Genomic DNA, 10,695 nt, shown 5'->3' on the forward strand with positions numbered 1-10,695 from the left:
GCGCGCCCTTCATCATCGACGGCGACAGCTTCGCCACCGGCGGCGACGGCCGGCTCCAGATCCAGGCCGGCGCGCCGCTGACCTTCCTCGCGCCATGACGCCGCCCTCCGCGCCGCCCGCCGCGGCGGAGATCGAGCTTCGGACCGAGGTGGCGCGTGAGCTTTCCGCGCCGCAGCCGGCGGCGGTCGCGGCCTTCGCGCAGGCGCTTGCAGAGCGGGCGCGGGGGGCTGCCGCGGGCGTGCTGTTCTACGGCTCGGCCCTGCGCACCGGCGAGACCGACGGCCTGCTCGACTTCTACGTGCTGCTGGACGATCTCGCGGACTGGGACGCGGGGCGGCTTGCGCGCGCCGCCAACGCCGCGCTGCCGCCCAATGTGGAATACGCCGAGCACGAGGCCGCGGACGGAAGCCGGCTCCGGGCCAAGATCGCCATCATGACCGTGGCGCAGTTCCGCCGCCACGCCCGATGGGAAAGCCGCGACACCACCATCTGGACCCGCTTCGCCCAGCCGGCGGCGCTCGCCTTCGTGCGCGACGACGCGGCGCGTGACGCGATCGCGGAGGCGATCGCGGTCGCCGTGCGATCGGCGGCGTGGTGGGCGGCGCGGCTCGGGCCGGAACGCGGGCCGGCGGAGGCGTTCTGGACCGCCCTGTTCCGCCGCACCTACGCGTCCGAGCTTCGGGTCGAGAGCGCGTCGCGCCCGTCCGATATCGTGGCCCGCGCGCCGGAGCGCTTCGCGCGGCTGCTGGAGCTTGCCTGGGCCGCGGACGGGCTCGCCGTCGACCGCTCAGGAGGCGGCGAACTCACGCCCGCGATCGACGCGGCGGAGCGGGCGCGGGGTGAGCGGGCGTGGAAAAAACGACGCCGCCTGGCGAAGCCGCTCAATCTGGCGCGGCTCGCGAAGGCGGCGTTCACGTTCTCAGGCGGCGCGGACTACATCGCCTGGAAGATCGAGCGGCACTCGGGCCACCGGATCGAGGTCACGCCATTCCAGCGGCGGCTCCCGCTCCTTGCGGCAGCGCCCGTGCTGTGGCGGCTGTGGCGCCGAGGCGTTCTCCGCTGAAGGCGGCGGTCGCGCCGGGGAACGCGCAGACGTTGTTTTCTTCCGGCAGCAGGCCGAGCTCGCGGCCGACGCGGGTCATCAGCGCCACGGCGAAGTCGATCTGCTCGTCGGTGTGCGCGGCGCTGACGCTGGAGCGCATGAAGGCGGACGAGTTCGGGGTCGCGGGCGGCAGCGCCAGGTTGAGGTACATGCCCTCTTCCAGCAGGCGCTTCCAGAACATCACGGCCACTTCCGGCTGGTCCACCATCACCGCCACGATCGGCGAGCACTCCGGCCCCACATGGAAGCCGGCGGCGCGCAGGCCGGTGTAGAAGCGGCGGCTGTTGGCGGCCAGCTTCGTCCGGCGCTGGGGCTCGGCGCGCAGGGTGCGCAGCGCCGACAGCGTGGAGGAGATGATCGCCGGCGGCAGCGACGCGGTGAACATGTAGGGCCGGGAGGCGAGACGCAGGATCTCGAAGCCCTCGAGGCTCGACACGCAGAACCCGCCGACGCTGGCGAGGCTCTTGGAGAAGGTGCCGACCACGAAGTCGACGTCCTCCTCCACGCCCTCGCGCTCGGCGAGGCCGCGGCCATGCTCGCCGAGCACGCCCATGGAGTGGGCCTCGTCGACCATGAGATAGGCGCCGTACTCGCGCTTGACGTCCACGAACTCCTTCAGCGGCGCCGTGTCGCCGAGCATCGAATAGATGCCCTCGACCACGATCAGCTTGTCGCCGGGCTGGTCGCCCATGCGGCGCAGGCGCTTGGCGAGGTCATCCGGGTTGTTGTGGCGGAAGCGCACCACCGGCGCATGGCCGAGGCGCGAGCCGTCATAGATCGAGGCGTGGCTGTCGGCGTCCAGGAACAGATGGTCGTCCTTGCCCACCAGCGTGGAGATCATGCCGAGATTGGCCTGATAGCCGGTGGAGAACACCATGCAATGGGTGTGGCCGTAGAAGTCGGACAGCGCGCGCTCAAGCTCCTGATGGCCCTTGTAGCTGCCATTGGCGATGCGCGAGCCGGTGGTGCCGGTGCCGTGGCGGCGGATCGCCTCGATCGACTCCGCCTTGGCTTCGTCGTCGAAGGTGAGGCCCAGGTAGTTGTTGGTGCCGAACAGCAGGGTCTTCTTGCCGTTCACCACGCCTTCCACGCAGGAGATGATGTCGTCGAACTTGACGGCGAACGGATCGGCGCCGACCTGCTTCAGATGATCATAGCGGTTGTTGAGCGCCGCGAACTTTTCGAGAATCGACATATCACGCGTTACTCCGCAGCGTTTCGATCGTCTTCGCGAGATCGTCGACGGTCACGACGCTGGCCATGTCATGCAGCGGGATCGAGATGTCGAACTTGTCCTCGAGCGCCATGCAGAAATTCATGACTGCGATGGAATCGAGACCAAGGTCGTTCACGATGTTCATATCCGTCCGAAGTTCGACCTTACGGTTGATGACGGACTCGAGTGCTTCAGAAATGTCCGTAATCAACTGGTCTTTTGCTTCAATCATCTTCCCGTCCCGGAGGGCGCTCCGACTTACGATACTTGAGCAGGCGCAAAATATGAGCTTGTCGCCGTTCTGTAAAGTTTCGGTCATCACGCCGGAAAATGCAACAGGATCAGTCTCTTGTTGCGGGTGCTAACGCGCGTCCGGGCCTCGGGCGGCGACGGTTGCGCATTTGCAAACCCCTGTTGCGTAAATGTCCGCAGAAGACCCGGCGCCTGTTTCCTGGGCGTGTCGACGGAGGATCCTTATCCCCGCGCCGTCGCGGGGGCGGCGGCGAGAGCGCTGAAATTCCAGCAAAGCTCAGGGTGGTTAACAAAGCCCCTATGGGCCGCCGCCTCGGTCCGCGGCGCCGGCCGCTCAACCACGCGGCTGCGGGCGCGGGGCCAGCGGATGAAACGAACCGTTGCGGAAAGTGTTCCGTCAGCCCTCCGCCGCCAGGGCGCGATAGAGCTCGCGGGCCCGGCTGCGGCTGAGCTTGCCGGAGGAGGTGACGGGCAGCGCGTGGGCGCCGACCAGCCGCACCACCACCGGAACGCCGAAGCGCTGGCGCAGCAGGCCGGCCACGTCCTCGACGAGCTTCGCCCGCGCCTCCGGGTCGCTCAGGCGGCACTGCACCAGCGCGGCCACCTCCTCGCCCTCGGCGCCGTCCACCGAGAAGGCGGCGACGTCGCCCGAGCGCAGGCCCGGAATCTCCCGCTCCGCCGCCCATTCCAGATCCTGCGGCCAGACGTTGCGGCCGTTGACGAGGATCAGGTCCTTGGCGCGGCCGGTGATCACGATCTGCCCGTCGGCGAGGTAGCCGAGGTCGCCGGTGTCGAGCCAGCCGTCGGACACGGCCTCGGCCGTGGCCCCGGCGTCGCGGAAATAGGCGGTCATCAGGCTCGGGCCGCGGGCGAAGACGCGCCCGACCCCGCCGGGCGGGACGGCCGCGCCCGCCGGGTCGCGCAGCTCGAGGGCGTGTCCGGGCAGGGCCGGGCCGCACAGCACGAACTCACGGGCGCGGGCGCCCTCGGACGCGGGCGTCGCGACGCCGTCGTTCTCCAGCGCGTCGAGATCGAGGTTCTCCGCGCGCAGGCCCTCGCCGAGCGGCGCGAAGGACAAGGCGAGCGTCGCCTCGGCCATGCCGTAGCTCGGGGTCAGCGCGTCGGCGCGGAAGCCGTGGGGGCCGAAACGCTCCACGAAGCGGCGCAGGATGTGGGGGCGGATCATGTCGCCGCCGATGCCCGCCACCCGCCAGGACGACAGGTCGAGGTCCTTCAGGTCGAGCGTCGCGGCGCGCTGGGCGCAGAGTTCGAAGCCAAAGCTCGGGCTGTAGGAGATGGTGGCGCGGTTGCGGGCGATCAGCTCCAGCCACATCAGCGGCCGGCGGGCGAAGTCGCGGGTGGCGAGATAGTCCACCGACAGGCCCGCCACCACCGGCGTCAGCAGGAAGCCCACCAGTCCCATGTCGTGGTAGAACGGCAGCCACGAGACGCAGCGGTCGGCGGGCGTGGTCTGGAGCCCGTGCCGGCTGATGGCGGTCGCGTTCGCCATCAGCGCGGCGTGCGTCACCATGATGCCCTTGGGGAACTGGGTGCTGCCGGACGAGAACTGCAGATAGGCGAGATCCTCCGGCGCGGGCCGGGGCAGATCGCCCTCCACCGCCGCCTCGGGAAGATCGGCGAGCGCGCCGCAGATGCGCAGCGGCAGGCCGGCGGCGGCCTCCTCCAGCCACGCCTTCAGCGGCGCCGGCGCGAAGGCGGCCGCGGCGTCGGCGCGTTCGATCATGCGGCGGATGTGGGCGAGGTAGGCCTCGCGGCCGCCGAAGGCCATGGGCAGCGGCATGGGCGCGGGCACGAGCCGCGCATGGCCGCAGGCGAAGAACAGCCGGACGAAATCGGCCTCGGTCTCGGCGATCAGCGCCACCCGGTCGCCGGGCGTGAGGCCCGCCGCCAGCAGCCGGCGCGCGAGGGCGACGGCGTCGTCCCGAAGCCGGGCGTAGGGCAGGCTCTCCAGCAGGACGCCGCGGGCGGAGTGGAAGTCGAAGCCGCGATCGCCCGCGGCCGCCAGATCGAGCGCGTCGAGGATCGTCGCGGGGGCGGCGGGGCTGGCGGAAACGGACGGGTCGGTCATCGGCGGCGGGGGATCCGGACGGGAGTATGAGGGCGCGCCCGTCCGGCGCGGCGGGGGAGGCGCAAGCCGGAGGGCGGAAACAGGCCTTCCCTTTAAGCCCGGCTGTCGATCCGCGCCACCCCGCCCTGCGCCAGCCGCACCACATGGTCGGCGGCCTCCGCCCAGGCGGGCTGGTGCGAGATGGCGAGCACGGTGAGCCCGGTGGAGCGGGCGAGCGCCACCACGTTGCGCACGATGTTGGCCTCGGTTTCGGGATCAAGCGCGGTGGTGGCCTCGTCGAGGATCAGCAGCTTCGGCCGGTGCACCAGCGCGCGGGCGATGGCGATGCGCTGGCGCTGGCCGCCGGACAGGCGCGCCCCACGCTCCCCGACCACGGTGTCGAGCCCCTCGGGCAGCTCGCGCACGAAGGGCGCGGCGCCCGCCGCCTCCAGCGCCCGCTCCACGTCGGCGCGGTCGAACTCGGGCTGGCCGAGCGTGACGTTGGCGAGCAGCGTGTCGTGGAACAGCGTCAGCTCCTGCGGCACATAGCCGGTCATGCGCCGCCACGCGCCGAGGTCCAGCCGGTCGAGCGGCGCGCCGTCCACCAGCACCTCGCCGGACGAGGGCTCGTTGAGGCCGAGCAGGATGTCGACGGTGGTGGTCTTGCCGGCGCCGGATGTGCCGGTCAGCGTGGTGATCTCGCCCTTCGGCACCCGGAAGCTCACGTCCCGGATCACGGGCGCGGCGTCGTCATAGGCGAAGGTGACGTCCCGCAGCTCCGCCCCCCGCTCGAACGTGGGCGCCGCGCCGCCATGCTCATGCTCCCGCGCCGCGCGGGCGAGCTCGATGGTCTCGCTCACCGAATGCCAGCCGGCCTCGGCGATGCGCACCTGCTGCAGCCCCTGCTGCGCCTTGCCGATGGCGATGACGGTGCGGGCGAGCAGGATGGTCATCACCAGCACCTCGCCCGGCGGCATGCGCCACACCTCCAGCGCCACATAGACGCCGACCGCGAGGCAGACCGCGAGGATCGGCTCCTGCAGCGCCTTGTTGGCGTGGCGGGCGAAGGCCTGCTTGCGCTGGGCCTTGCGGATGGCCTGGGCGTCGCGCTCGAACAGCGACTGGAACCGCGCCTGCCGGCCCATGGCCTTCATGGGCTTGATGCCGACCAGAAGGTCGGTGAGGGCGGCCGTCATGCTGCGCACGTGCCGCGTCTGCCGCCGCGCGGTGCGCTTGGCGATGGAGACGAAGCGGTTCAGCGTCACCGACATCAGCAGTCCGACGCCGATCGCCAGCAGCCCGACCTTCCAGGAGAAAAAGAACACCACGACCAGATAGGTCGCGATCTGCACCAGATCGGCCACGAACTGGGCGGTCTGGTTGTAGGCCTCGCCCGCCTGCGAGGCCTCGCCGCCGATGGCGTTGCTGAAGCGGCCGACCGGCTGGCGCACGTAATAGCCCCAGCGCGCGTTCAGCACCGCCTCGATCAGCTGCAGCCGGACCGCGATCGTCACGTCCGCGATCGCCCGCCCCACATGCCGCATGGCGACGAGGGTGAGGGTCGCCTTCAGGGCCACGCCCGCCACCAGCGCCGCTGCGAACAGGCCGATGCTGGGCTGCACGCCGTGGGCGGTAAGCCAGGCCATGAGCTTGCCGGCGCCGCCGTCATCCCCGGTCCCGCTGCTCGCGAGCGTGATCAGCGGCAGCAGGCTGACGAGGCTGACGCCTTCCGCCACGCCCGCCAGCACGAGGCAGACCAGCGTCAGCAGCGTGCGGCGCAGGGGAATGAGGCGTGCGAGGCGGATCGCCGAAGCGAAGGGCCGGGCCGGTTCGGCCGCAGCCGCAGGCGTCTGGCCGCTGGAATTCGACACGATGGCGGGGGCTCGCGAAGTGGACGGCACGGCGGGAGGCGTATCCGCAATCGCGCGCCGCCTCAAGCCCGCCCGGGGGCCTCGGCGAGAGGGCCGAGCAGAACGTCGAGATAGGCGTCGGCGGCCGTGTCCCATGAGAAGAACGCGCCGCGCCGCTTCAGCGCCTCCGACCCCCGAGGCTCGCCGAGACGTCGCGCCATGGCCTCCGCCATCGCGTCGACGTCGCCGACCGGGACCAGCGGGCCGTGGCGGCCGTCCTCGAGGATCTCCCGCGGGCCGCTCGGGCAGTCGGTGGCGACCACCGGGCAGCCGCAGGCGATCGCCTGAACCAGCACGCCGGGCAGGCCCTCGAAGGCCGAGGACAGCACGAACAGGTTCGCCCGCGCCATCCAGCGGAACGGGTTGTCCTGGAAGCCGGGAAAGCCTACGTCGGCCGCGATCCCGAGGTCGCGCGCAAGGCTCTCCAGCGCCGCCCGGTCGGGCCCCTCGCCGAGGATGACGAGGCGCGCCGGCGTCTCCGCCCGCAGGCGCGCGAAGGCGCGGAGCAGGGTCGGGAAGTCCTTCTGCGGCTTCAGCTTGCCGACGCCGAGGATCACCGGCGGCGCGCCGTCCGCAAACCACGGATGGTCGAGCGGGGCCGCCGCCGCCTGTTCGAAGCCGGGGCCGACCACGGCGTTGTAGATGGTGCGCACCCGTTCCGGCGGCAGCCCGGCGACGCGGGCGATGTCCTCGGCCACGCCGCGGGAGACGGCGACCACCGCGTCGGCGCGGGGATAGAAGGCGCGGATCAGCGGCCCGGCGCGCCGGATGCGGGGGTCGGTCGCCGCGTCCGCGTCGGAGGAGAAGTGGTTGCGCTGGCTCAGCACGATCCGGGCGCCGCTTCGGGCGAGGCTTTCCGCCGCCACCGCGGCGATGTTGCCATAGTCCAGCGCCGACAGCAGGGCGGCGGGCCGCTCCCGCCGGAGATAATCCGCGAGCCCCGGAATGGCGCCGAGCGTGACCGGCGCGCGCGGATCGAGCAGGGCCGGGGCGAGCGCGCGGAACGTCGCGGGCCTGCGCCACGCGGTCGTCCAGGCGCCGAAGGGCGTGCGCACGTTGAGGTCGATCACCCGCACGTCCGGCGGCAGCTGCTTCAGGAACGGGCCGGAGGCGCGGACCAGCACCAGATCCACGGCGTGGCCCCGGGCGGACAGCGCCGCCGCCAGATTGGCCATGGAGCGCTCGGCGCCGTTGCCCTTGAGCGAGCGGATGAACAGCGCGAGCCGCGCGGGCGCTTGCGCGACGGACGGTCGGGATTCTACAGCCGTCATGCGCGGGCGTCGGTCAGGCTTGCGGTTCGGGTTCGGAGCGGATGCCCAGACACCACATCGCCATCTTCATGTACAGCGTGTCCGGGGGCGGCGTGCCCCGGCGCAACGTGACGCTCGCCAACGGTCTCGCGGCGGCGGGCCGCCGGGTGGACCTCGTGGTGCTCGACGGCGGCGGCGACATGCGCGGCAAGGTCGATCCCCGGGTGCGGGTGATCGAGCTGCGCGGCCTGCTCACCTGGGCGCCCGGCGTCCGGACCAAGCGGCGCTGGCAGTTCCAGACCGTGCGCCGGCCGCTCGCGCGCTATCTCGCCAGGGAGCGGCCGGACGTCGTGCTCTCCGCCGACAACTACGCCAACCTCGCCGCGCTCGCCGCCCGCCGGATCGCGAAATCCGCGGTCCCGATCGTGGTCAGCCAGCGCAACAACGCCTCCGCCTCCATCGCGAAGCGCCCCGATCTGGTGGCGGCGATCCGGCGGGACTACCCGCTCGCCGAGGCCATCGTCGCGGTGTCCGAGGGGGTGGCGGCGGATCTGGTCGCGCTCGGCCTGCCGCGCGACCGGGTGCGGACCATCTACAATCCCGTCATCGAGGGGCGGTTTCAGGAGGCGGCGGCCGCGCCGGCGGATCATCCGTGGTTCGGCGTTCCCGGCCGCCCGCTGCTGCTGGGCGCCGGCCGCATCGGTCCCCAGAAGGATTTCGAGACCCTGATCCACGCCTTCGCCCGGCTGCGGGAGACGCGGCCCGAGGCCCGGCTGGTGATCCTCGGCGAGGGCAAGACGCCGGAGGCGCGGCCCGCCCTGAAACGGTTCGCGGAGACGCTCGGCGTCGCGGAGGCGGTCGATCTGCCGGGCCGGGTCCCGGACGCCGTGCCCTACATCGCCCGCGCCGACCTGTTCGTGCTCAGCTCCCGCTGGGAGGGGCTGCCGGGGGTGCTGATCGAGGCGCTCGGCTGCGGCACGCCGATCGTCAGCACCGACTGCCCGAGCGGCCCGATGGAGATCCTCGACGGCGGCCGGTTCGGCCGTCTGGTCCCGGTCGGCGACGCCGAGGCGCTGGCGGACGCCATGGCCGCGACCCTCGCCGAGCCGGTCGACCGCGACCGGCTCAAGGCCCGCGCGGAGCTGTTCACCACCGAGGCCGCGGTGCGGACCTATCTGGCGCTGTTCGACGGGCTCGAGGCGCGGGGCTCGTGACCGGCGCGGGGCTCGAGGACGAGGCCTTCGCCTTCCTGTTCGCCAAGATCATCGAGAGCCACCGCGATCCGGCGCCCTCCAAGCGCAAGGTGCGGGGGCGGGTGGAGCGCGTCGCCCGCGGGTTCGATCTGTTCGGCGCGCTGTTCGTCTGGGCGGAGCTCGCGCGCCACGCGGTGGTTCCGCCGCCGCTCGAAACCCGTGGCCGCCTCGCGGTGCTGGACCATTCCAGCGGCATGGCGCGCCGCTTCCTGGACGCGCACGCGGAGCGCGCGCCGTGGCGGCTTCGCCGCTGGCGCGCGCCGTTCCCCTCCGTCGCCGAGGCGCGGGCGCTCGCGGAGACGATCCGCCGCCGGTCCGCCGGGCGCCCGGCCGACGAGCGCGCCGTCGCGGCCTATGTCACGGTGAAGACCGCCCGCTGGCGCAAGGTCTACGACCGCCTGTTCGCGGAGGGCGACGTGGACGCGCTGGTGGTCAACGACGACATGGAGCCCCGGCGGGTCGCGGCCACGCTGTCCGCCATCCACGCCGGGCGTCGGCTCGGCTATTTCGTGATGGCGCCGGGGCGTCGGCGGGTGCCGCCCTTCGCCATCGACACGCTGTTCTGCTTCGAGGCCGCACAGGCGGCGGAGCCCTATCGCGCCCGCCTGCGCTGCCTGTGGCGGGAGGGCGCCGAGGCTTTGGCCGATCCGCGTCCGCGCCGGGAGCGCTACCGGGTCGGGCTGGTGATGAACGCCCACACCGACGACCACCTGATCCGCGACGCCGAGCAGGCGCTGCTGCGCCACCCCCGTTGCGCCGGCGTTCATGTGCGCGTGCATCCCAACTACCGCAGCGCCGCCTATCCCGCGCCGACGGTGCCGCTGGAGCGGTTTCTGGAGGAGGTGGACGTGGTGGTGATCGGCAATTCCGGGTCGGGCGTCGAGATCGCGCTCGCGGGCGCGCCGCAGCTCTACAGCGACCGCCTCGACTATGCGGGGCGGGACGCCAACAGCCTCGTTGCGCGCGGCTTCGTGCGGGACGATCCACGGCCGCTGGACGCGGTGGATTTCGACGCCGCCGTGGACTTCCGCGCCGATCCCGCCTTCGCCGAGCGTCTCGCGCCGTTCCTGCGACCGCCCGCCGGCGCGGTCAGCGTGGCGGAAGGGCTCGCCGCGCTGTCGGAGCGTTAGGGGCGGCGCTCGCCAAGGCTGGCCGCGTCCGCCAGCTCCCACACAGCGGCGGCTGCGGCGGCGAGCTCCTGTTCGCCTCGGGTCCGGGCGGCGGGGCCGCCGTCGAGCAGGCCTTCGCGCGCCATGACGCCGGCGAAGGCGCCGATGTCGCGGATCGAGGTCACCACGCCCCACGCCACCAGCGCGTCGAACAGGCGCCGCGTCCACGGCGTGAGCCGCATCGCCGCCCGAAAGCCCAGCACGATCCGCATCCAGAGGTCCGGCCTTCGGGGCAGGGGGTGGACCGCCACCGGCCGGCCGGTCTGCGCCGCCTCCGCCGCCATGGCGGCGCTGTCCTCGGTGACGAGAAAGGCGTCGGCCGCGGCGAGGAAGCCGCGATAGGCGTTCTCGCCCTCGCCGAACACCGACAGCCGATGGGGAACCCGCGTTCCGGCGAGCGTCTCCCGGATCGCGCGCACGGCGCCCGCGCCGGTGCGCGGCGAGGTGGCGACCAGCAGCGCGCCGCCGGTCTCGC

The 10,695-nt window shown here is 72.5% G+C and carries 9 protein-coding genes; 3 read left to right on the top strand and 6 right to left on the bottom strand.

All coding sequences use genetic code 11. From position 1 onward, the window contains the following. Positions 1-94 precede the first annotated feature (94 nt). Complete coding sequence (locus ACFQ4O_RS11230; RefSeq protein WP_378775782.1) at positions 95-1,063, top strand: hypothetical protein; 969 nt, start codon at positions 95-97, stop codon at positions 1,061-1,063. Here the strand turns inward: ACFQ4O_RS11230 and spt are convergent. The 5 genes from spt to ACFQ4O_RS11255 form a co-directional block, all read right to left on the bottom strand. Then, positions 981-2,297, bottom strand: coding sequence for a serine palmitoyltransferase (gene spt / locus ACFQ4O_RS11235; RefSeq protein ID WP_378775783.1), 1,317 nt, complete (start codon positions 2,295-2,297; stop codon positions 981-983). The two genes, ACFQ4O_RS11230 and spt, sit on opposite strands and share 83 nt — an antisense overlap. Position 2,298: 1 nt before the next feature. Beyond that, positions 2,299-2,550 (bottom strand): acyl carrier protein, encoded by a 252-nt coding sequence (locus ACFQ4O_RS11240; RefSeq protein ID WP_378775784.1) that lies wholly within the window; start codon positions 2,548-2,550, stop codon positions 2,299-2,301. A 417-nt stretch (positions 2,551-2,967) separates the two neighbouring features. Beyond that, a complete protein-coding gene (locus ACFQ4O_RS11245) occupies positions 2,968-4,659 on the bottom strand; it encodes a fatty acyl-AMP ligase (protein WP_378775785.1) in 1,692 nt (563 codons plus the stop codon). Between the two features lie 92 nt (positions 4,660-4,751). Then, the gene (locus ACFQ4O_RS11250) at positions 4,752-6,509 is read right to left on the bottom strand and encodes an ABC transporter ATP-binding protein (protein WP_378775786.1); all 1,758 of its coding nucleotides are present in this window, start codon (positions 6,507-6,509) and stop codon (positions 4,752-4,754) included. A gap of 62 nt (positions 6,510-6,571) precedes the next feature. Continuing rightward, entirely contained in the window at positions 6,572-7,819 is a 1,248-nt protein-coding gene (locus tag ACFQ4O_RS11255) for a glycosyltransferase (RefSeq protein ID WP_378775787.1), read from the bottom strand. 41 nt (positions 7,820-7,860) lie between these two features. On the opposite strand from ACFQ4O_RS11255, the gene ACFQ4O_RS11260 reads away from it, so the two are divergent. Together ACFQ4O_RS11260 and ACFQ4O_RS11265 are read left to right on the top strand one after the other, a co-directional pair. Next, positions 7,861-9,012 carry a glycosyltransferase gene (locus tag ACFQ4O_RS11260; protein WP_378775788.1) on the top strand — a complete coding sequence of 384 codons (1,152 nt, stop codon included), beginning with the start codon at positions 7,861-7,863 and terminating at the stop codon, positions 9,010-9,012. Continuing rightward, entirely contained in the window at positions 9,009-10,181 is a 1,173-nt protein-coding gene (locus ACFQ4O_RS11265; protein WP_378775789.1) for a hypothetical protein, read from the top strand. The genes ACFQ4O_RS11260 and ACFQ4O_RS11265 overlap by 4 nt, the downstream gene beginning before the upstream one ends. Here ACFQ4O_RS11265 and ACFQ4O_RS11270 read toward each other — a convergent pair. Continuing rightward, positions 10,178-10,695: ELM1/GtrOC1 family putative glycosyltransferase (locus ACFQ4O_RS11270; RefSeq protein ID WP_378775790.1), on the bottom strand; the 518-nt coding region annotated here is incomplete at its 5' end. The two genes, ACFQ4O_RS11265 and ACFQ4O_RS11270, sit on opposite strands and share 4 nt — an antisense overlap.

It is taken from the genome of Methylopila musalis (genome assembly GCF_042679725.1).
Lineage (GTDB): Bacteria > Pseudomonadota > Alphaproteobacteria > Rhizobiales > Methylopilaceae > Methylopila > Methylopila musalis.

Excerpts from the sequence above, each read along its gene's own strand:
- spt (WP_378775783.1), bottom strand. The coding sequence starts at position 2,297 with ATGTCGATTCTCGAAAAGTTCGCGGCGCTCAACAACCGCTATGATCAT.
- ACFQ4O_RS11255 (WP_378775787.1), bottom strand. The coding sequence starts at position 7,819 with ATGACGGCTGTAGAATCCCGACCGTCCGTCGCGCAAGCGCCCGCGCGG.
- ACFQ4O_RS11230 (WP_378775782.1), top strand. The coding sequence starts at position 95 with ATGACGCCGCCCTCCGCGCCGCCCGCCGCGGCGGAGATCGAGCTTCGG.
- ACFQ4O_RS11260 (WP_378775788.1), top strand. The coding sequence starts at position 7,861 with ATGCCCAGACACCACATCGCCATCTTCATGTACAGCGTGTCCGGGGGC.
- ACFQ4O_RS11240 (WP_378775784.1), bottom strand. The coding sequence starts at position 2,550 with ATGATTGAAGCAAAAGACCAGTTGATTACGGACATTTCTGAAGCACTC.
- ACFQ4O_RS11245 (WP_378775785.1), bottom strand. The coding sequence starts at position 4,659 with ATGACCGACCCGTCCGTTTCCGCCAGCCCCGCCGCCCCCGCGACGATC.